18 protein-coding genes are annotated in these 23,183 nt (G+C 30.1%); 13 read left to right on the top strand and 5 right to left on the bottom strand.

Annotated features, from left to right (window positions below; genetic code table 11):
- Positions 1–3: 3 nt before the first annotated feature.
- From BM335_RS09580 to miaB, 3 genes are read right to left on the bottom strand one after another with little or no spacing between them, the layout of a single operon-like run.
- Positions 4–510: an LptE family protein gene (locus tag BM335_RS09580; RefSeq protein WP_090226111.1), complete on the bottom strand. Its 507-nt coding sequence runs from the start codon at positions 508–510 to the stop codon at positions 4–6.
- Positions 511–555: 45 nt separating this feature from the next.
- Positions 556–1,791, bottom strand: coding sequence for a sigma-54 interaction domain-containing protein (locus BM335_RS09575; RefSeq protein WP_090226107.1), 1,236 nt, complete (start codon positions 1,789–1,791; stop codon positions 556–558).
- 4 nt (positions 1,792–1,795) lie between these two features.
- Positions 1,796–3,229, bottom strand: coding sequence for a tRNA (N6-isopentenyl adenosine(37)-C2)-methylthiotransferase MiaB (gene miaB, locus BM335_RS09570; protein ID WP_090226104.1), 1,434 nt, complete (start codon positions 3,227–3,229; stop codon positions 1,796–1,798).
- A 194-nt stretch (positions 3,230–3,423) separates the two neighbouring features.
- On the opposite strand from miaB, the gene topA reads away from it, so the two are divergent.
- The 7 genes from topA (at position 3,424) to BM335_RS09535 (ending at position 12,886) form a co-directional block, all read left to right on the top strand.
- The gene (gene topA, locus BM335_RS09565) at positions 3,424–5,907 is read left to right on the top strand and encodes a type I DNA topoisomerase (protein ID WP_090226099.1); all 2,484 of its coding nucleotides are present in this window, start codon (positions 3,424–3,426) and stop codon (positions 5,905–5,907) included.
- Positions 5,908–5,955: 48 nt separating this feature from the next.
- On the top strand, positions 5,956–7,116 hold the full coding sequence (locus BM335_RS09560; protein WP_090226095.1) for a formimidoylglutamase: 1,161 nt from the start codon (positions 5,956–5,958) through the stop codon (positions 7,114–7,116).
- A 117-nt stretch (positions 7,117–7,233) separates the two neighbouring features.
- Entirely contained in the window at positions 7,234–8,601 is a 1,368-nt protein-coding gene (gene porK, locus BM335_RS09555; RefSeq protein ID WP_090226093.1) for a T9SS ring complex lipoprotein PorK/GldK, read from the top strand.
- A 31-nt stretch (positions 8,602–8,632) separates the two neighbouring features.
- Positions 8,633–9,280, top strand: coding sequence for a type IX secretion system motor protein PorL/GldL (porL, locus tag BM335_RS09550; RefSeq protein WP_090226089.1), 648 nt, complete (start codon positions 8,633–8,635; stop codon positions 9,278–9,280).
- A 46-nt stretch (positions 9,281–9,326) separates the two neighbouring features.
- A complete protein-coding gene (gene porM, locus BM335_RS09545; protein WP_090226086.1) occupies positions 9,327–10,862 on the top strand; it encodes a type IX secretion system motor protein PorM/GldM in 1,536 nt (511 codons plus the stop codon).
- 11 nt (positions 10,863–10,873) lie between these two features.
- A complete protein-coding gene (gene porN / locus BM335_RS09540) occupies positions 10,874–11,776 on the top strand; it encodes a type IX secretion system ring subunit PorN/GldN (protein ID WP_317041031.1) in 903 nt (300 codons plus the stop codon).
- 72 nt (positions 11,777–11,848) lie between these two features.
- Positions 11,849–12,886 carry an NAD(P)/FAD-dependent oxidoreductase gene (locus tag BM335_RS09535; protein WP_090226076.1) on the top strand — a complete coding sequence of 346 codons (1,038 nt, stop codon included), beginning with the start codon at positions 11,849–11,851 and terminating at the stop codon, positions 12,884–12,886.
- Here the strand turns inward: BM335_RS09535 and BM335_RS09530 are convergent.
- Entirely contained in the window at positions 12,870–13,268 is a 399-nt protein-coding gene (locus tag BM335_RS09530; RefSeq protein ID WP_090226073.1) for a DUF983 domain-containing protein, read from the bottom strand. The two genes, BM335_RS09535 and BM335_RS09530, sit on opposite strands and share 17 nt — an antisense overlap.
- A gap of 109 nt (positions 13,269–13,377) precedes the next feature.
- On the opposite strand from BM335_RS09530, the gene BM335_RS09525 reads away from it, so the two are divergent.
- Genes BM335_RS09525 through BM335_RS09515 form a run of 3 tightly spaced genes read left to right on the top strand, consistent with a single transcriptional unit; the run spans position 13,378 to position 17,228 of the window.
- Positions 13,378–15,297: an ABC-F family ATP-binding cassette domain-containing protein gene (locus tag BM335_RS09525; protein WP_090226069.1), complete on the top strand. Its 1,920-nt coding sequence runs from the start codon at positions 13,378–13,380 to the stop codon at positions 15,295–15,297.
- The gene (locus tag BM335_RS09520; RefSeq protein WP_245780658.1) at positions 15,294–16,220 is read left to right on the top strand and encodes a 1-aminocyclopropane-1-carboxylate deaminase/D-cysteine desulfhydrase; all 927 of its coding nucleotides are present in this window, start codon (positions 15,294–15,296) and stop codon (positions 16,218–16,220) included. Before BM335_RS09525 ends, BM335_RS09520 begins: the two co-directional genes overlap by 4 nt.
- A gap of 3 nt (positions 16,221–16,223) precedes the next feature.
- Positions 16,224–17,228: a glucosaminidase domain-containing protein gene (locus BM335_RS09515; protein ID WP_090226065.1), complete on the top strand. Its 1,005-nt coding sequence runs from the start codon at positions 16,224–16,226 to the stop codon at positions 17,226–17,228.
- Between the two features lie 70 nt (positions 17,229–17,298).
- Here the strand turns inward: BM335_RS09515 and BM335_RS09510 are convergent, their stop codons facing one another.
- The gene (locus tag BM335_RS09510) at positions 17,299–17,754 is read right to left on the bottom strand and encodes a hypothetical protein (RefSeq protein WP_090226060.1); all 456 of its coding nucleotides are present in this window, start codon (positions 17,752–17,754) and stop codon (positions 17,299–17,301) included.
- Positions 17,755–17,906: 152 nt separating this feature from the next.
- Between BM335_RS09510 and BM335_RS09505 the strand changes: the two genes are divergently transcribed.
- The 3 genes from BM335_RS09505 to BM335_RS09495 all read left to right on the top strand — a co-directional run bounded on the left by BM335_RS09505 (position 17,907) and on the right by BM335_RS09495 (position 23,167).
- Positions 17,907–19,844 carry a YgiQ family radical SAM protein gene (locus tag BM335_RS09505; protein ID WP_090226056.1) on the top strand — a complete coding sequence of 646 codons (1,938 nt, stop codon included), beginning with the start codon at positions 17,907–17,909 and terminating at the stop codon, positions 19,842–19,844.
- Positions 19,845–19,919: 75 nt separating this feature from the next.
- A complete protein-coding gene (locus BM335_RS09500; protein ID WP_090226053.1) occupies positions 19,920–21,512 on the top strand; it encodes a mechanosensitive ion channel family protein in 1,593 nt (530 codons plus the stop codon).
- An 8-nt stretch (positions 21,513–21,520) separates the two neighbouring features.
- Positions 21,521–23,167, top strand: coding sequence for a dipeptidyl-peptidase 3 family protein (locus BM335_RS09495; protein ID WP_090226050.1), 1,647 nt, complete (start codon positions 21,521–21,523; stop codon positions 23,165–23,167).
- The last annotated feature ends 16 nt before the right edge of the window (positions 23,168–23,183 follow it).

Genomic DNA, 23,183 nt, shown 5'->3' with positions numbered 1-23,183 from the left:
TGTTTACCATTTTGCTACGGAAGCATTAAAAATATCTTGTGTAATGCGCTCTATAATTTCTTTAAAAGCATCATCCATTAAACTTCCAGATAATATGGCATTTGCATCATAATCATAATAATGTGAAAATGTTTGCTCAAAATTATCCTCTTCAAATTTATTATTAAAAAAGCGAACATTTACTGTTATAGTAAGTCTTTGCTGTGCAGCAGTTTGCTCTGCTGTTGCTGTCATAGGGTTTATTTTATAACCCGTAATTTCTCCTTCAAACTGTAAATCGCCGCCTGATTTTACTAAATCTAAATTAGTTTGCCTTAAAAACAAATCTTGTAACTCCATAGTAAAAGTTTGACTTAAGCTTGGTTCTACCAAAACGGCATTGTTCGGAAAATAATCTATTTGAATGGTTTTTACATCGGGCTGAATATTAGTTCCTGTAAAAGAATAGATACCGCAACTTTCAACTGCAATTGTTAAAAATAATACAACTACTAAATAGATTTTTTTCATTTGTAAGGTCACTTTTTAAAATATTTTCAAATTTAGGTATTTAAACTATAAATCGTACTGTTTTATTTTTCGATATAAAGTTCTTTCAGAAATACCCAATTCTTTAGCGGCTAATTTTCTTTTTCCGTTGTTTCTTTCTAACGATTTTTTAATCAACTCTATTTCTTTTTCTTGAATAGACAAACTTTCATCAGCATCTATAGTTTCGGCAAATTCATAATCTGCCGCTTCTGTATATTTTTCATTTAAACGAACTACTTCCACACGATTTTCTTCTTGTTCATCTGAAGGAACATCGTTATATATTTTTTTAATTAAATTTTTATTTTCTTCTTGTACTTTTTGCGCATCACCGCTTTGCATTAACTCTAGCGTAAGTTTTTTAAGATCATTTATGTCATTACGCATATCAAAAAGCACTTTGTACATAATTTCACGTTCCGAACTAAAATCGCTATTATTTTTTTTGCTTTCTATAATAGACGGTAAATTAGTTCCTTTTGAAGGTAAATATTGTTGTAAGCTAGCCGGAGAAATAAATCTGTTTTCTTCTACAACAGAAATTTGTTCTGCAATATTTTTTAATTGACGAATGTTTCCAGGAAAACCATAATTTTCTAAAACTTTTACAGCTTCATCGGTTAATCTAACCCCAGGCATATTGTATTTTTGAGCAAAATCTGATGCAAATTTTCTAAATAACAAATGAATATCACTTAAACGCTCTCTTAATGGTGGTAAATGAATTTCAATGGTACTTAAACGGTAATATAAATCTTCTCTAAATTTTCCTTTGTTAATGGCTTGGTGCATGTTTAGGTTGGTTGCAGCAACAATTCTAACATTGGTTTTTTGAATTTCAGAAGAACCTACTTTTATAAATTCACCATTTTCTAAAACACGCAGCAATCTAACTTGTGTAGTTAACGGTAATTCTCCAACTTCATCTAAAAAAATAGTGCCGCCATCGGCTACTTCAAAATAACCTTTACGTGTTGCTGTTGCACCTGTAAAAGATCCTTTTTCATGTCCAAATAATTCGCTATCAATTGTTCCTTCTGGAATAGCCCCACAGTTTACAGCAATATATTTAGCATGTTTACGATGTGATAATGCATGAATAATTTTTGGAATATTTTCTTTCCCAACACCACTTTCACCGGTTACCAACACCGAAATATCAGTAGGAGCAACTCTTACTGCTTTTTCTAAAGCTCGGTTTAAATGCATATCGTTTCCAATAATGCCAAAACGTTGTTTTATTGCTTGTAATGAATCCATAATTTTAAACTCTTTTTCCTAATAGCGTTGCAGAAGTACAATCTTCTACATATATATTTACAAAATCACCAATTTGTTCATCTCCTTTTGGAAATACTACAACAGCATTTTGCGAGTTTCTTCCTTTCCAATGTGCGTCCGATTTTTTTGAAGAACCTTCAATTAAAACTTCAACCGTTTTTCCTACAAATTTTTGTGTATTGTATAAGCTGTGTTGCTGTTGTAATTGAATAATATCATTTAATCGTCTTTTCTTAACTTCTTCTGGAACATCATCTTCCATTTTCTTTTCTGCAGGAGTTCCTGGTCTTTCAGAATAGGCAAACATAAAACCAAAATCGTATTTTACATATTCCATTAAACTAAGTGTTTCTTGGTGTTCTTCTTCTGTTTCGCCACAAAAACCAGTAATCATATCTTGCGATATAGCACAATCTGGCAATAAAGTTTTAATATTATCTATTAACTCTATATATTCTTCTCTAGTATGCTGGCGATTCATTCTTTTTAAAACATTGGTACTTCCACTTTGCACAGGTAAATGAATATATTTACAAATATTTTGGTGATTTGCCATCGTTTTAATTACATCTAAACTCATATCTTGTGGGTTTGATGTTGAAAAACGGAAACGTGTTTTTGGAAATTCCGTAGCTACCAAATCTAATAACTGAGAAAAATCCATTGCTGTAGCTTGGGCTATTTCTGAAGCATTTTTAAAATCTTTTTTTAAGCCTCCACCATACCAAAGGTAACTATCTACATTTTGTCCTAATAATGTTATTTCTTTATAATTATTATCAACCAATTGTTTAATTTCTTCAACAATACTTTTTGGGTCACGACTTCTTTCTCTTCCTCTAGTAAATGGAACTACACAAAAAGTGCACATATTGTCACAACCTCTGGTTATGGAAACAAACGCAGATACTCCATTACTATTTAATCGAACTGGAGATACATCGCCATAGGTTTCTTCTTTTGATAAAATTACGTTTACTGCATCACGACCAGCATTTACTTCTTCTAATAAGTTTGGCAAATCTCGGTAAGCATCCGGACCAACTACTAAATCAACTATTTTTTCTTCTTCTAAAAATTTAGCTTTTAAACGTTCTGCCATACAACCTAAAACTCCAACTTTCATTGTTGGATTTATTTTTTTTACGGCATTGTATTTTTCTAAACGTTTTCTAACCGTTTGTTCTGCTTTTTCTCTAATAGAACAAGTATTTACTAAAACTAAATCAGCTTCTTCTAATAAATGTGTGGTATTATATCCTTGGTCGGAAAGAATTGCAGCAACAATTTCACTGTCATTCAAATTCATTTGACAACCATAACTTTCAATAAAAAGTTTTTTATGATTTCCTTCTTTTTGTTCTGTTAAAAGCGCTTGTCCTTGCTTTTTTTCTTCTATTACTTTTTCGGCACTCATATATTTTATTTGGTTTGCAAAGATATAACCAAAAAACTAAAGTCGTGTCAATTTGGCAGAATTTTAACAGCATTTTTAGACTAAAAAAATGGCATTTTGCAACAAAAAATTTGAATTAAAAAAAATCTGTATACATTTGCAGTCCAAAATCGCCATTATATATCATGGTGTGTTTTTAGAAAAAGAAATAATTTATGGCAAAAAATTTAGTAATCGTAGAGTCACCTGCAAAAGCAAAAACAATTGAAAAATTTTTAGGAAAAGATTTTCAAGTAGAATCCAGCTTTGGTCATATTGCCGATTTACCTTCAAAAGAAATTGGAATAAATGTAGATGGAGATTTTATGCCAAATTACCGAGTTCCTTCTGATAAAAAGGCACTTGTAAAAAAATTAAAGGACTTATCTAAAAATGCTGAAACAGTTTGGTTAGCTTCCGATGAGGATCGTGAAGGAGAAGCTATTGCTTGGCATTTATATGAGCAATTAAAGTTAAAAGAAAATAATACAAAACGAATTGTATTTCACGAGATTACACAAAAAGCGATATTAAAAGCTGTTGAAAACCCAAGAAAAATTGACTATAATTTGGTAAATGCGCAACAAGCGCGTAGAGTTCTAGATCGTTTAGTAGGTTATGAACTTTCACCTGTTTTATGGAGAAAAGTAAAAGGCGGATTATCTGCAGGACGCGTACAATCAGTTGCTGTTCGATTAATTGTTGAAAGAGAAAGAGATATTATAAATTTTGTTCCGCAAGCATCCTATAAAGTTGTTGCAGAGTTTTTAAGTGAGGAAGGAAAAAAGTTTAAAGCTTCAATTCCTAAAAACTTTGAAACCAAAGAAGAAGCTCAAACTTTTTTAAACTCATCAATTGGTGCTAAATTTAAAGTTGAAGATTTACAGAAAAAACCTGCAAAAAAATCGCCAGCAGCACCTTTTACAACTTCAACATTACAACAAGAAGCATCACGTAAATTAGGTTTTCCTGTTGCAAAAACTATGATGATTGCACAACGTTTGTATGAAGCCGGTTTAATTACCTATATGAGAACCGACAGTGTAAATCTGTCTGAAGATGCTAAAAATGATGCACAACAAGAAATAATTTCATCGTACGGAAAACAATATAGCAAACCAAGAAACTACAGCACAAAATCTAAAGGAGCACAAGAAGCTCACGAAGCTATTAGACCAACAAGCATGAGTCAGCAAACAATAAATGTTGATTTTGATCAAAATAGATTGTACGATTTAATTTGGAAAAGAACCATTGCTTCTCAAATGAGCAGCGCACAAGTAGAGCGCACAAATGTTAGAATTGAAAACAATAATAACGATAGCATTTTTACTGCAAATGGTGAAATGATAAAGTTTGAGGGTTTCTTAGCCGTTTATTTGGAAGGAAATGATAATGAAGATGAAGAACAAGATGGAATGCTACCAAAACTTGCCATTGGCGAAACCTTGGTAAATAAATATATTACCGCAACAGAACGATACACTAAAGGTCCTTATAGATTTACCGAAGCATCTTTAGTTAAAAGTTTAGAAGAATTAGGAATTGGAAGACCATCAACCTACGCACCAACAATTTCAACCATTCAAAAAAGAGAATACGTTCAAAAAGGAACTATTGAAGGTGAAGACAGAAATTATACCGAGTTAAAATTAAAAGGCAAAGAAATTACAACTAAAATTTTAACTGAAAAAGTAGGTTCTGATAAAGGTAAATTGGTACCAACAGATATCGGAAATATTGTAAACGATTTTTTAGTTGAAAATTTTGCAAATATTTTAGACTTTGGATTTACTGCTAAAGTTGAATCGGAATTTGATGATATTGCTGAAGGAAAAGAAGATTGGATAAAAATGATTAAAGATTTTTATAAAAAATTCCATCCAACAGTAGAAGATGTTGCCGAAAATGCAGATAGAGCAAAAGGAGAACGCTTATTAGGAATAGATCCTGAATCTGGTAAAAATGTATATGCACGTTTAGGAAGATTTGGAGCAATGGTACAAATTGGCGAAGCTACCGATGAAGAAAAACCAAAATTTGCAAGCCTACAAGGCGATCAAAACTTAACAACCATAACTTTTGAAGAAGCTATGGATTTATTTAAACTTCCTAAAAAAGTTGGAGGTTATGAAGATAAACCTGTTGAAGTTGCCGTTGGTAGATTTGGACCATACGTAAAATTTGATGATATGTACGTTTCTATTCCAAAAGATGAAAATCCTATGGAAGTTGATATTAATAGAGCTATTGAGTTAATTGAAGAAAAACGCGAAGCAGATGCGCCAATTGCTACTTATGAAAATTTACCAGTACAAAAAGGTGTAGGTCGCTTTGGTCCTTTTATAAAATGGAACAACACATTTATTAATGTGAATAAAAAATACGATTTTGATAATTTATCTAAAAGTGACATTAAAGAGTTAATTGAAGATAAAAAAAGAAAAGATATAGAAAAAATTATTCAAAATTGGCCTGATGAAAAAATCACAGTTGAAAAAGCTCGTTGGGGAAGATTCAATATCATAAAAGGTAAAACTAAAATTGAATTGGCAAAAACAGTAGATGCCGCTAATTTAACACTTGAAGAAGTAAAACAAATAATTGAAAAAAATACCCCTAAAAAGAAAACAACGAGAAGTAAAAGTACCAAAAAATAATTTTTTTATTTATCTTGGCACCGAAAAAGAAAGTTTTAACCCCTGAAAATGAATTTCGAATACCTAAGTCCTATTGATGATGCATTATTAATGCATTCAAAATTACAAACCAATAAACCAATTGGTCAATGTATTGAAATTTATACTACTAAGGGAGAATTTCCAAATTTAGAAAACAAAAAAATAGCTATTATAGGTGTTGAAGAAGATCGTGGTTCAATTGACAATTATGGCACTGGAAATAATTTAGATAACATTAGAAAAGAATTTTACGCATTATATCCTGGAAACTGGCCAATAAATTTGGTAGATTTAGGAAATATTAAAAAAGGAAATTCAATTGAAGACACCTATTTTGCGTTAAAAAACATCATTTCAAGTTTACTAAAAATAAAAATCATTCCTATAATTATTGGAGGTAGTCAAGATTTAACATACGCAAACTACCGAGCATATGATGATTTAGAACAAACTGTAAATTTAGCTTGTGTTGATAATAAATTTGATTTAGGCTCTATAGAAGATGATTTAAATTCACAAACTTTTTTAAGTAAAATTGTAATGAACCAACCTTGCAATTTATTCAATTATTGTAACATTGGCTATCAAACATATTTTAATTCACAAAATGAAATTGATTTATTAAAAAGTTTATTTTTTGAATCACATAGATTAGGTGAAGTAACAAATTCTTTACAAATAGTTGAGCCAGTTTTAAGAGATGCCGATATAGTAAGTATAGACTTATCAGCTGTAAAAAATTCAGAAGCTCCAGCAAACAACAATGCTACTCCAAATGGATTTACTGGTGCTGAAATTTGTGCAATTTCCAGATATGCAGGGATTAGTGATAAAGTTTCATCTTTTGGCATTTATGAGTATAACTCTAAATATGACAACAAAAACCAAACTGCCCAGTTAATCGCACAAATGATTTGGTATTTTATTGAAGGAGTAAATTACAGAGCAAATGATTACCCTTTTGGATTAAAAGATAACTATCAAAAATTTATTGTTCCAATAGAAAATGAGGTGCTAAATTTCTTTAAAAGCAATAAAAGCGGAAGATGGTGGATGGAAATAAGTTTAAATGAAAATAATAAATATAAGAGACATGCGTTAATACCTTGTACATATCAAGATTATATAAGCGCTACCGATCAGGAAATTCCTGATCGATGGTTAAATACATTAAAAAAATTGATATAAAATATCATTTATATATAATAAACATTGTTTTTTTTAGTTTTAAACACCATAAAGAAAATATTGTTTATTAAAATAATTAGTAATAGGTTTGTCTTAAAAGAATTAAGAGTATAAAATATGAAGAAAATATCATTGTATATTTTATTAGCTTTAATCATATGGAGTTGTGGATCAAATGATCAAGGAGAGTTAGTTGGTGTACGTTCGGCTAGTAAATGGAATTCTGAAAAACCGTTTGGAATGACATTAATTCCAGGAGGTTCTTTTACAATGGGAAAGCAAAGTGAAGATGTTGCAGGATCATTAAGTACCCCAACAAGAACTGTTACAGTTCGCCCTTTTTATATGGACGAAACAGAAATTACAAACAGTGAGTATAAAGAATTTGTTTTTTGGGTAAGAGATTCAATTGTTAGAACTCAACTTGCATTATATTCAGAGTTAATGTCAGCAGGTGGAACGCCAGTTCCAGGTTTAGAAGATTATCAATTTTTAAATATTGATGAAACCAAAATGACACCATACCAAAAGTACATGATGAATACTTACGGTAGTTTAGGCGATTTAAACTCACCCACCCAAGGTAAAATGTTAAATTGGGATGCTGATATTATTTGGAATGTAAATGAATTTCCAAGTGAAGAATATACTGAAGTTATGATTGATTCTATTTTTATGCCTATTGAAGATAGTTTTGAAGGAAGAAGAATGATTAATGTTGATAAACTTCAATTCAAATATTATTGGTTAGATCAAGAATCAGCTGCTAGAAACAAAGGTGAAAGAAGAAACTTTATTAAACAAGAAGTTGTAAAAGTATATCCTGATACCACAGTTTGGGTTAGAGATTATAACTACTCTTACAATGACCCAATGCACCAAGATTATTTTTATCATCAAGCATACAATGATTATCCTGTTGTTGGTGTTACTTGGATGCAAGCAAAAGCCTTCTGCAGATGGAGAACTAAAAAGAAAAATGATTACTTAAATACAAAAAGAAAATCAAACCAAGTACCGCAATTTAGATTAGCTACAGAAGCCGAATGGGAATACGCAGCGAGAGGTGGTCTTGAAAATGCAACTTATCCTTGGGGTGGTCCTTACGCAACAAGTGATAGAGGCTGTTTTTTAGCAAACTTTAAACCAACCAGAGGTAATTACTCTGTTGATGGGGCTTTATATACGGTTGAAGCAAAATCCTACTTCCCAAACGATTATGGATTATATAATATGGCAGGAAATGTATCAGAATGGACAAATACTGCGTACAGTGAAGCATCATACTACATTGGGTCAACTATGAATCCAAATGTTGAAATGTCTAAAAATCATAGAAAAATAATTCGCGGTGGCTCATGGAAAGATGTAGCTTACTTTTTAGAAGTTAGTACACGCGATTATGAATATGCTGATACAGCAAGAAGTTATATTGGATTCAGAACAGTACAAGACTTTCTTGGAACCAATTTAAGTGGAAAATAATTTTATAAAAAAAACCAATACCTATTTTATCATGTCACAATCAAAATCAACTAAAAAATTATTTAATATGGCCTACGGCCTAGGTGCATCAATTGTAATTATTGGTGCTTTATTTAAAATTATGCATTTTAAAATTGGACCATTAACGGGTGGTGTAATGCTAACCATTGGTATGGCCGTTGAAGCTTTAGTCTTTGCCATCTCAGCATTTGAACCTGTAGAAGATGATCTTGATTGGTCTCAAGTTTACCCTGAATTAGCAGGTGGAAACAAAAGAGATAAAGATGTTGCACAAGCAAAAGAAGCTCAAGGTTTATTATCTCAAAAATTAGATACTATGCTTAAAGAAGCTAAATTAGATGCTACATTAATGCAAAGTTTAGGTGAAAGTATCCAAAACTTTAAAGGAGCAGCCGATAATATTGCTCCAGCTGTAAACTCTATTGCTGCAACCACAAAATATAGTGAACAATTATCATTAGCTGCAGCTCAAATGGAATCATTAAACAGTTTATATAAAATACAATTAGAAAGCTCAAGCAGACAAGCTGATATTAATGAACAAGTTGCCGTAAATGCTGGTAAACTAAAAGAGCAAATGGAATCATTAGCTACTAACTTATCTTCTTTAAATGGAGTTTATGGAGGAATGTTATCTGCAATGTCAAATAAAAAATAATTAGTTGTGTATCATAATTATTTATTAACCAAAAAAACTAATTAAAATGGCTTCAGGTAAATTATCACCAAGGCAGAAAATGATTAACCTTATGTACTTAGTATTCATTGCTATGTTAGCAATGCAAATGTCTAAAGAGGTACTTTCTGCGTTTGGCTATATGAATGAAAAATTTTCCGCAAACAATATAACTGCTGATGCAAGAAATAATGCTACCTTAGAAAATTTAGCAACAAAAGCATCTGAACAACCAGAAAAATATCAATCACTTTATGCCACCGCAACAAAAGTGAATGAAATGTCTGAAAATTTTAGTAATTATTTAGATTCCAAAATTGCCTTTTTCTTGAAAGATCAAGAAGATCCAAAAGCATATGAATCTATGGACAAAACTGATTTAGTTGATCAACATTTTTTTAATGGTGATGCATATACTAAAGAAGGACAAGAATTTTTAGATCAAATTAATGGTTACAGAAATGGAATTATTGAATTGTTAGGAGAAAACAATCCATTAGCTGGTACAATTGCTAATAGATTTGATACTTCTGATCAAAAAGTTGAAGGTGGAAAACAAGCTTGGTTAAAAAATCGATATGAAGGATTTCCTTTAATTTCTACGATTACCAACATGACGTCTATGAAAACGGATATTAAAACTACTGAAACAGAAATCTATAGTCTTTTATTAGGTGGACAGTTAGAAAGTGACGTTTCTATGACAAAGTATGAAGCAATTGTTATTCCTGAAAAAACTGCATTTTTTCAAGGAGAAGCTTTTAAAGGTAAAATTGTTTTAGGAAAAGTTGACCCAACATTAAAACCAAAAAGTGTTAAGGTTAACGGTTCTCAACTACCTGAGTCAAGTATTCAAGCTGGTCAAGTTTTACTTAACTTTCCTGCTGGAGCAGTTGGTGAAAGAGATATTGTAGGGGAATTTATTTTTACTGAAAAAGGTGTGGATATACCAATTCCAATAAAAAGTAGCTATGCTGTAATACCAAAACCAAATAGTGCAGTTATTTCAGCAGATAAAATGAATGTGGTATATAGAGGTGTTGCAAATCCAATGACAATCTCTATACCTGGTGTACCAGACAACTTAGTTTCAGCTACAGGTACTGGTTTATCAAAAGCAAGTGGAACTGGAAAATATATTATGACTCCTGGTTCAGGTTCAGAAGTTAAAATTAGTGTTACGGGAAAATTACCTGACGGATCAAGTGTTAGTAATTATCAAACATTTAGGATTAAAGATATTCCATCACCTAATGGAACAATAAGAAAACAATCTGGCTATGTAAAAATGCCAAGCAGCAGTTTAGAAAACTCTACAGTAGGAGCCGAATTACCAGATTTTGACTTTGATTTATCTTTAAATACCACTGGATTTACAATAAAAGTTCCTGGACAAGGAGCCGTAGTTGTTAGAGGAGATAGAATGGATAGTGCAGCACAAAAAGCAATTGCAAAATCAAAAAGAGGCGATGTAATTGTAATATTTGATATAAAATCTACGTTATCAGGTAATAGCTCTTATAGAATAAAAGATGCTTCTGCTGTAAGTATAGAAATACAATAATAAAGTTTGTAATGATGAATAAAAGAAATATTGGGATTTTTATTTTGGCTTTTACGCTAATAAATACATTGTATTCACAATCAAATTTGTTGAATGCCAAAAGACCTTCTGATATTGGTGTTAAAACTGCCGAACAAATGGCTGTTGATAATGACAAACCTTTAGAATATGGTTATGTTGATGATAGAGATATTTTATGGTCAAAAGTAGTATGGGAATATGTAGATTTAAATGAAAAAATTAATTTACCACTTTACTATCCTGTTGATACAACAAATGTTTCTAAAGATAGAAGATCATTATTTGATACGCTTTTAAGAGGTATTAGAAATGGTGAAATTACTGAAATCTACGATGATTCATATTTCACTGCAAAAATGACCAAATCTGAAATTAGCAACAAATTATTTAGAGTTGACACTACCGATGCAGGATTTGATGAATTAAATGCAGGAAGCACCGATATTAGTGAATATATTGATAAAATTAATTTAACATCACAAGATATTGAAGGTTTTAAAATTAAAGGTTTATGGTATTTTGATAAACGTCAAGGCGAATTAAAATACAGAATGCTTGCCTTAGCACCTGTTGCACCAGATGTTCAAACAATGGGAAGAGAAGATTTAAATATTGATGAACAATTACCTTTATTTTGGGTTTGGTTTCCTGATGCACGAAATGTATTGCACCAAATGAAAGTATTTAATCAAAAAAATTCAGCATATCCTATTTCATTTGACCATTTATTAAATGCGCGTAGATTTAGCTCTATAATTTATAGAGAAGAAAATATTTATGGCGATAGAGATGTAGATCAATATGTTAAAGGAAACTCATTATTCCAAGTTATTGAATCTAACAAAATAAAAGAATATATTAGAAATAAAGAATTAGATATGTGGAACTATTAATATTTCACTTATTAAAACAAAAAACTCTTACAAATTGTAAGAGTTTTTTGTTTTAATATATCTTTGCTGCTCATGAAAGTAGATTATATTATTGTTGGTTTAGGATTGGCGGGTTTAGCCTTTACAAAAGAATTAGAAAAAAACAATAAAACATTTATTGTTTTTGAAAACGATTCTCAAAACTCATCAATGGTTGCAGGTGGAGTTTATAATCCTGTAATTTTAAAAAGATTTACTCCTGTATGGGAAGCTGCTAATCAACTTAAAATTGCGTTACCTTTTTATACCGAATTAGAAAAAAAATTCAATAAAAAATACAACCATTCACTTGATATTTATAGAATATTTAAATCAATTGAAGAACAAAATAATTGGTTTGTGGCTGCTGATAATCAACAATTATCAAACTATATGATTCCGAAAATTGAACATACTAAAATAGAAGGTATTGTTTCAAATTTTGGATTTGGCAAATTAATTAACACTGGTTGGATTGATACCAAAAGTCTTTTAAATGATTATCGAAATTATTTATTCAACAAAAAGCAATTATTAAAAGAAGATTTCAATTATTCAGATTTAAAAATCGATAAAAATTCGGTGAATTATAAAACCATCAAAAGTTCCAAAGTAGTTTTTTGTGAAGGTTTTGGTATTAAAAAAAATCCATTTTTTAATTATGTACCAATGCAAGAAGCTAAAGGCGAATTGTTAATTATTTATGCGCCAAATTTAAATGTAGAAGCATTAATAAAAGCTGCTGTTTTTGTACTTCCATTAGGTAATAATTATTATAAAGTTGGAGCAACTTTTAATTGGAAAGATAAAACACTAGAACCTACTGAAGCAGGTAAAAATGAACTTGTTGAAAAATTAAATACATTTATAAATACTTCTTATAAAATTGTAGAACATTTAGCTGGAATTAGACCTACAGTTAATGATAGAAGACCTTTATTAGGCAAACATCCTACCCATAGTAATTTAGCAGTTCTAAATGGCTTAGGTACGCGTGGAGTGATGATTGCACCTACTGCTGCAAAACAACTTTATAATTACTTAGAGAATAAAATTGAAATAGATAAAGAATATTCTATTCTTCGCTTTTAGAACGTTTAGTTGCATTTTTATCAAAATGCACAAAAATATTAATCCAAATAATACGCGATAATCGAATTGTAATTGGTGTAGTTAACAATAAAACAATTACAATTGGAATAAAACTTTCTAATAAAGTTAAATTAAAAAAAAGGACAGAAATAGCAAATGTTGCAATGGCTAAACCTACTGTAAGCCCATAATTAACATACATTGCGCCATAAAAAAAAGAAGGCTCCATCATATATTTTAAACCACAATTAGAACAAGACTCATGCATTTTAAAGGCATTTTGTAGTTTAAATATATTTTTCTCTTTCATAAAATCTCCTTCATGACATTTTGGACATTTATTATGCAAAATACTATATAGCTTTGTACCTTTTTTAAACATTTGTGTAACTTTTTTATACTTAAAACTTTAATTGAGTGCCAATTTTTTTTATACTAAATTTGTACGTTTTTAAAAACAAACACAAAATTACATTAAATAATAAAAATAAATGCTTAACGTACATAATTTATCGGTTTCTTTTGCTGGTTCCGATTTGTTTTCTGGAGTAACTTTTAAGTTGAATAAAGGAGATAGAATAGGATTAATAGGAAAAAATGGTGCAGGAAAATCAACATTACTAAAAGTAATTTCAAAAGATATAGAAAGTTCTGGTGGAACAATGGCTTTTGATAAAGATGTACGCATTGGGTTTTTGCGTCAAGATATTGATTTTGTTGAAGGAAGAACAATTCTTGAAGAAGCCTACCAAGCTTTTGAAGAAATAAAACAGTTAGAAACAAAAATTGATCAAATAAATGTAGAGTTAGCCGAAAGAACGGATTATGAAAGTGAATATTACCACGATTTAATGGTAAATTTAAATAATTTTTCACATAGATATGAATTGCTAGGCGGCTACAACTATCAAGGAAATACCGAAAGAATTCTACAAGGTTTAGGTTTTCAACGCGAAGATTTTGATAAACTCACCGAAACATTTTCTGGTGGTTGGAGAATGCGTATAGAACTTGCAAAATTATTACTACAAGATAATGATATTTTATTGCTAGATGAGCCAACCAACCATTTAGATATTGAATCTATTATTTGGTTAGAAAACTTTTTAAAATCGTATGCAGGCGCAATTGTGTTGGTATCGCATGATAAAATGTTTTTAGATAATGTAACTAACAGAACCATTGAAATTTCATTAGGAAAGATTTACGATTATAAAAAACCATATTCTCAATTTTTATTATTGCGTGATGAAATAAAAGAAAAACAATTACAAGCGCAAAAAAATCAGGAAAAAGAAATTAAAGCAACACAACAATTAATTGACAAATTTAGAGCAAAAGCTAATAAAGCTTCAATGGCACAATCATTAATTAAAAAGTTGGACAAGGTTGAATTGATTGAAGTTGACAATGATGATAACGCTGTAATGAATATCCGTTTTCAAGTATCAAAAGATCCTGGAAAAGTGGTTTTTGAAGCTGAAAATTTATCAAAAAGTTATGGAGACAAACATGTATTAGAAAATGTTAATTTATTAATTGAACGCAATAGTAAAATAGCGTTTGTTGGACAAAACGGTCAAGGAAAATCTACATTAGCAAAAATTATGGTTGGTGAAATTGCCCATGGCGGTCATTTAAAACTGGGACATAATGTAGAAATTGGGTATTTTGCCCAAAACCAATCGGAATATTTAGATCCTGAAAAAACAGTTTTAGAAATTATGGAAGATGCCGCAACTGATAGCAATAGAGCAAAGGTAAGAGATATGCTTGGTGCTTTTCTATTTGGTGGTGAAGCTGTTGATAAAAAAGCTAAAATGCTGTCGGGAGGTGAAAGAAACAGATTGGCGCTTTGTAAGTTATTATTATCACCTTTTAACGTGTTAATAATGGATGAGCCAACAAACCATTTAGATATTGCATCAAAAAATGTATTAAAACAAGCGCTTAAAAACTTTAATGGTACACTTATTTTAGTTTCGCATGATAGAGATTTTTTACAAGGATTGGCAACTACTGTTTATGGCTTTAAAGATAAAGTTATTAAGGAATATTTAGGAGATATCGATTTTTTCTTAGAACAACATCAAATTGAAAATTTAAGAGAAGCTGAAAAAAGAACTGTAGTAGAAACAACCGCTAAACCATCAAAAAAAGGGCAATTTCAACTATCAAAAGAAGAAGAAAAAGAACTTAAAAAATTAAAAAATCAATTATCTAAAATTGAATCGCAAATTGATAATTTGGAAAAAGAAATTTTAGAAATGGATACGAAACTGGCTGATGACTACGAAAAAACAGCTTCAGAAATTAATTTCTTTGAAAAATACGAATCTAAAAAGAAAAAAATTGAGGAGTTGATGGAAGAATGGACAGAAATTGAAGAAAAAGTAGCAAATTGTTCATAGAGAATAAACATAGTAGCATTCAGCAAATTCATTTGTCGGAAATTGCAACTAAAGAAGTTTCATTATTTATTAAACGAGAAGATGCATTGCATCCGTTTATTTCTGGAAACAAATTTAGAAAATTAAAATACAATTTACTAGAAGCTAAAAAACAAGGTTTTTCTAAATTGGTCACTTTTGGAGGTGCGTATTCTAACCATATTGCAGCAACAGCAGCAGCTGGTTTTGAGTTTAATTTTAAAACTATTGGTGTAATTAGAGGTGATGAATTGGCTGTAAACTTAGAGGAAGTTGTAAAAAATAATCCAACTTTAAAGTTTGCTTCAGCACACGGAATGGAATTTTATTTTGTATCAAGAAGTGAATACAAAACAAAATCTTCCACACAATTTACCAATAAATTAAAAGCTGAATTTGGTGATTTTTATTTAGTACCAGAAGGCGGAACCAACAATTTTGCAGTAAAAGGATGTGAAGAAATACTTACCGATGAAGATGAAAAATTTGATGTTATTTGTTGTGCAGTTGGAACTGGCGGAACTATTTCTGGAATTATAAATGCCACTAAAAAACATCAAAAAGTAATTGGTTTTCCTGCTTTAAAAGGAGATTTTTTACAAAATGAAATACAGAAATATATACTAAAAAAAGATAATTGGTGTTTAAATACTAACTATCATTTTGGTGGTTATGCAAAAATATCTGAAGAATTAATTACTTTTATAAATAAATTTAAAAATGAAACTGCAATTCCGTTAGACCCAATTTATACAGGAAAAATGTTATTTGGAATTGTAGATTTAATTAAAAATAATTATTTTAAAAAAGGAACTAAAATTTTGGCAATTCATACAGGTGGTTTACAAGGAATTGGTGGAATGAATATCTATTTAAAAAATAAAAACTTACCCCAAATTAAATAAAATATGAAATTTAAATATTTAATAATAGTAATACTTCTAGCTGTATTTTTTTCAAATTGTAAATCAAAAAAACAAGTTGCTCAATCACAAACAAAAAAAATATATCCAAAAGTTGTACATAAAAATAAAGAAGAGGTAGTTGTAAAAAATATAGATAAAAAAGATGTAAAATCAACAATATTTAACTCTACTGAAGATTATATTGCATTTTTTAAAGATGCAGCAATTGAGGAAATGAAATTATTTAAAATACCAGCAAGTATTACCTTAGCTCAAGGAATTTTAGAATCTTCAAGCGGCAACAGCGAATTAACTAAAAGATCTAATAACCATTTTGGAATAAAGTGCCACAAAGGATGGGAAGGAGATCATACTTTACATGATGATGATGAAAAAGGAGAATGTTTTAGAGTTTATAAAGACCCAACTACATCGTACAGAGATCATTCTTTATTTTTAACTTCTAGAAGTCGTTATTCAAATTTATTTTCATTAGAGCCTGGCGATTACATTGGTTGGGCAAAAGGTTTAAGTGAAGCCGGTTACGCAACTGACAGAAGATATCCGGCCAAATTAATTGGTTTAATAGAAAAATTTGAATTGCATAAATATGATACGCAAGTTTTAGGAAAATCTTTTGATGTAAACACAAAAACGCAAGAAAAAAATTTAATTTTAACTAACACAAGAGTAACACAAAATAATTCTGAAATTCACATTGTTGATACTGGAGAAACGCTTTTTTCAATTTCTAAACGCTATGGAATTTCTTTGGATGAATTGCAAAAGTTAAACGAGTTAACTTCTTCAAATATTTATGTTGGACAAGAAATAAAGTTAAAAGAAAACATAAAAACCACAAAAAACAAAACTCACAATGTAACCAAAGGAGATACATTGTACTCTATTTCAAAACATTACGGAATTAGTGTTAATGAATTAAAAAAAATAAACAATTTAAATTCAAACAAAATTAGTATTGGTCAAGTATTAAACATTGAAAAATAATTCAAGTATATAAACAAAAAAAGTGCTGTAGACTACAACACTTTTTTTTAACTTAAACTATAAACCAAACTTAACCTCTGTTTTTAAATTGTTTTTGAGGATTATTGCTGTTCGATCTCATACCACTCTTACCCCTATTATTCATCAAAGTTTTTTCCCACTTTGCATATTGATCTTTGTTCAAGATTCTTTTCATTTCAGCTTTATGAGCTGCTTGTCTTTCAATACGACTATTCTCAAAAGCAAATTTTTCATCAGCAGTTAATTCGCCGCTTTGTCTCTTTTGTCTAAATTCATCTCTCATCTTATCATTTTCATTGGCAGATTTCAACAACATTTGTTCTACCTCTTTTTGTTGTTTAGCATCTAAATCTAAATTTAATGCCATTCTTTTGGTTTGCAAAGTTACTCTTTGCTCTATGGTTAAATCTGAACCTCTATTTGCTCCTCCACTTTGTTTTCCTTGAGCGCTAATAGTAATTGAAAACAATAGTACGATTGCTGTTAAGCCTAATAATTTTTTCATAATGTATGTTATTTAATGTATACTCTTAAGACTACTTAAAATAACAAAGGTTTAATCTATTAACAATCATTAACACAACTTAACATTGATTTTAAAATTCAACTAAAACATTTTAATTTAGAATTATTAAAAATAATGTACTTTTGCAACCTATGATGCATAAACTTTCAGACTGGTTACCAACTACTAACAAAGAAGTAAAGCTTAGAGGATGGGAAGAATTAGATGTAATTCTTTTTAGTGGAGATGCCTATGTAGATCATCCAGCTTTTGGTCCTGCAGTTATTGGTAGAATTTTAGAAAGTTATGGTTTAAAAGTTGCTATTGTACCACAACCAAGCGTACATGATAATTTACAAGATTTTACCAAAATGGGAATCCCAAAATTATTTTTTGCCGTTACTGGCGGATGTATGGACCCAATGGTGAGTAATTATACAGCAAGCAAAAGAAAAAGAGATCATGATGCGTATACACCAAATGGAGATAAAGGATTTAGACCCGATTATGCAACTACAGTTTATACCAATATTTTAAAGGATAAATTTCCTGAAGTACCTGTATTAATTGGAGGAATTGAAGCATCATTACGAAGAGTAACACATTACGATTATTGGAGCGACACTTTAAAACCTACAATTTTAAAAGACTCTAAAGCAGATTTGTTAGTTTACGGAATGGGAGAACAACCGCTTAGAGAAATTGTAAATTTATTACAAAAAGGAGTGCCGTTTTCAAGTTTACGAACCGTAAAACAAACCGCATTTTTATTAAATAAAGATGAAGAAATTCCTAAAAATAAAAATTGGAAAGATGTAACAATCAATTCTCATGAGGTTTGCTTAAAAGATAAAAAAGCATACGCTTCCAATTTTAAAGTAATTGAACAAGAATCAAATAAATTATTTGCAGATAGAGTTTTTCAGGATGTTGGAAATACTAAATTAGTAATAAATCCACCCTATGAAACAATGACTGAAGCTGAAATTGATGCTTCCTTTGATTTGCCTTTTACACGTTTACCACATCCAAAATACAATAGTAGAGGACCAATTCCTGCATTTGAAATGATTAAATTTTCTATAAATATTCACAGAGGATGTTTCGGTGGTTGTAGTTTTTGTACAATTTCTGCGCATCAAGGAAAATTTATTGCAAGCAGAAGTCAAGAATCTATTTTAAAAGAAGTTGATAAGGTTGCAAACATGCCAGATTTTAAAGGTTATTTATCTGATATTGGCGGTCCTTCTGCAAATATGTATAAGATGAAAGGAAAAGTGCAAGAGATTTGCGACAGATGCGTTTCACCTTCTTGTATTTCACCAGTAATTTGTCATAATTTAGACACATCGCATAAACCATTAACGGAACTTTACAAAGCAGTTGACAGTCATCCAAAAATTAAAAAATCGTTTATAGGAAGTGGTATTCGTCACGATTTACTAGTGCCGGAATTTAATAAATTAGCCGATCCAAAAGAGTTAGACGCCTATACAGAAGAAGTAATGACCAATCACGTTTCTGGCCGATTGAAAGTTGCTCCAGAGCATACATCTGACAATGTATTGAAATTAATGCGTAAACCTTCGTTTACCTATTTTCATAAATTTAAAGAACGATTTGATAAAATTAATATCAGAAAAAGATTAAATCTTCAATTAATTCCATATTTCATTTCTAGTCATCCTGCTTGTGAGTTAGAAGATATGGCAAATTTAGCTGCAGAAACCAAAGATATGGGATTTCAGTTAGAGCAAGTACAAGGTTTTACACCTACTCCAATGACTGTTGCAACTGTAATTTATTATAGTGGTTATCATCCTTACACATTAAAACCAATGAAAACGCCACGCACAAAAACGGAACGAGAAGAACAACATCGTTTCTTTTTTTGGTACAAAAAGGAAAACCAACAGTGGATTAGAAATACGCTTACCAAAGTTGGAAGAAACGATTTACTTCAAAAATTATTGCCAGACTCAAACAATTGGAGAAAAAACAAAGGAAATAAAGCAAAAGATACATTTGATGAAACTGTTCCTTTTTCTTCAAGAAAAAAGAAGAAATTCAACAAATCAAAAAAAAGATAAAGAATTCTACAGAATTAAATATAGGCTTTCAAATTTTGTATTTAAATTTGATAACTCTTTAAAAAAACTTAAATAATGAAAAAAATACTATTATTTTTTTTATTACTTTCTTCAACATTATTTGCCCAAAAAAAAGTTAAAGTTGATTTAAGTAATCCAAACGCTACAATATACACACATCTTTATTTTTTACAAGATGATTCATATCAACCTAGTAAATCTGCCCAAACTATTTATGGTTATAGCGGTAAAGAAGCCGAAGAAATAGCTATTAAATTAAAAAAAATATTGGATGGTAAAGGGTTAAAAATTGATTTTTCAAAAGTACCAACAGACAAAATGTATGCAGATACATCTGGCTTTAAAATTGGGTATAAATATGTATTATTTCCTTCGCAAATGCCAGATATTTATGTTGAAAAAATTGGTGGAAACTGGTATTACTCTCCTGAAACCACTAGTAAAATTAATGATATTTATATAAGTGTTTTCCCTTGGTACACCGAGAAATTGCAGCAAATTATTCCTGAATTTGGACATCGCAGTTTTTTGAAAATTGAACTATGGCAATTTTTTGGAATTTTAATACTAGGCCTATTAAGTTTAGTCCTTTTTTATATTTTACGAAAGATTGTGTATTTAATTCTTCGAAGAATTCAATACTTGTTAGTTCATAAAACCAACGATAAAATAAATTTATCTATCAGAAAATTAACAAGACCCGTTGTTTTACTGCTGTTAATTTGGTTTATAAAATCTTTACTCCCATCATTAATGCTTCATTTAGAGGTAAATACTTTTATCTTTTTAGCGCTAAACATCATGACAACTGTTTTCTGGATTTATGTTTTCTTAAAACTAGTACAGGTTATTATGATTATTTATGGTGATTATGCCGAGTCAACACACGGAAAATTAGACGATCAATTAGTACCAATTGTAGACAACTTTTTAACTGGAGTAGTAATAATTGGTGGTTTTTTAAAGCTTTTAACGCTTTTTGGCGTAGATCCAGTTACTGTAATTGCAGGAGCTTCTATTGGTGGTATAGCAATTGCGTTAGCGTCACAAGACACTGTAAAAAACTTTATTGGTACCATTATGATTTTTATTGATAAACCTTTTCATATTGGCGATTGGATTGAAGCTGGAAGTTTTGCAGGAACTGTTGAAAAAGTTGGATTTAGATCTACAAGACTTAGAGCTGCCGATACATCAATTTTTCAAATTCCAAACAGCGGTTTATCAGAAATGGTGGTTAACAATAAGGGATTACGCGCTTACAGACGTTATCAAACAAATTTAGGAATTCGGTACGATACGCCACCAGAATTGATTGATGCTTTTATTATTGGAATCAGAAAAATTATTGAATTAGACTCTGGCACAAGAAACGATGCTTTTAATGTAGAATTTATTGGCTTTGGAGATTTTTCTTTATTAATTTTATTAAACGTGTATTTTACCAAATTAGATTGGGATTCAGAACAAGCTTCAAAACATAAACTACACATGGAAATTTTAAAATTAGCTAAAGAATTAGGTGTAGAATTTGCATTTCCATCAACAACCTTAATGATTGAGCAATTTCCTGACAAAAAAGCAATTACAATGCCTTATGATATCGATAAAGAAAAAACTCAAAAAATAATAGATAGTATTAAATAATTTTATAAATGAAAAAATTAATATTACTTCTAATTGCTATTGTTCTTTTTTCGTGTGAAAATAATAAAGTAGCTCGTAAACCAATTAAACAAGTTACTGTTGAAGATAAAATTACTGAAATGGAGTTAAAGCTAAATAATTATATTTCATTTAAATTAACATCAAACACTAATAATTTAACTGAAAATGAAAGAAAAATGTTGCCTATTTTAATAAATGCAGCTAAAATAATGAATGATTTATTTTGGTACGAAGCTTATGGAGACTGCAAGCAATTATTAGATAGCGTTACTGATGAAGCTACTAAAAAGTATATTGAAATTAACTATGGTCCTTGGGACAGATTAGATGGAAATAAAGCTTTTGTTGATGGAATTAACGAAAAACCTTTGGGCGCAAATTACTATCCCAAAAACATGACCAAAGTAGAATTTGAAGCATTTTCAGATGAAACAAAATTAAGTCAGTACACATTTATTAGAAGAGATAGTTTAGGAAAATTAACAACAATTCCTTATCACAAACAATTTAAAGAAAAGGTTGCTAAAGTTTCTATGCTTTTAATGGAAGCATCAATGTTAGCAGAAGATCTTGGGCTAAAAAAATATTTAGAATTACGTTCATTAGCATTTTTAGATGATAATTACCAAGCGAGTGATTTAGCTTGGATGGATATGAAAACCAATACGTTGGATATTGTAATTGGCCCTATTGAAACCTATGAAGATCAGTTGTTCGGAATTAAAGCTTCACACGAAGCGTATGTTTTAATAAAAGATCAAAAATGGAGTGCTAAATTAGCGCGTTTTGCAACTTTTTTACCAGAACTTCAAAAAGGTTTACCCGTAGATTCTATTTATAAAGCTGAAATTCCTGGAACAGATTCAGATTTAAATGCGTATGATGTTGTGTATTATGCTGGAGATTGTAATGCCGGGAGCAAAACCATTGCAATTAATTTACCAAATGATGAAGAAGTGCAATTGCAAAAAGGAACGAGAAGATTACAATTAAAAAATGCTATGAAAGCGAAATTTGATAACATTATGTTGCCAATTTCAAAAGTTTTAATTGATAGCACACAACAAAAATATGTTACGTTTGATGCTTTTTTTGCAAATACCATGTTTCATGAAGTTGCGCACGGTTTAGGAATAAAAAATACCATTAACGATAAAGGCACTGTTAGAAATTCTTTAAAAGAATTAGCATCAGCTTTAGAAGAAGGAAAGGCAGATATTTTAGGGTTGTATATGGTGTTACAACTTCATAAAAAAGGAGAATTAGATGGTGATATTAAAGATTATATGACCACTTTTATGGCTGGAATATTTAGGTCTGTTCGTTTTGGAGCATCTAGTGCGCACGGTAAAGCAAATATGATTCGTTTTAACTTTTTTAAAGAAAAAGGTGCTTTTACTAAAAATAAATTTGGAACATATACGGTGAATTACAATAAAATGGAAATTGCAATGACCGAATTATCTGAACTTATTTTAAAGTTACAAGGAAACGGTGATTATAACGGCGTAGCTAAATTGGTAAAAGAAAAAGGTATTATATCCCCAGAATTACAATCCGATTTAAATAAACTAAGCAACTCTAATATTCCTGTTGATGTTATTTTTGAACAAGGAATTGATATGATACAATAACAGATGAAATTAAAAT

The organism is Lutibacter maritimus (genome assembly GCF_900116115.1).
In the GTDB taxonomy this organism is placed as follows: Bacteria; Bacteroidota; Bacteroidia; order Flavobacteriales; family Flavobacteriaceae; genus Lutibacter; species Lutibacter maritimus.
Note: the sequence above shows the minus strand (reverse complement) of the source record. Positions and strands in the feature narration are given on the sequence as shown.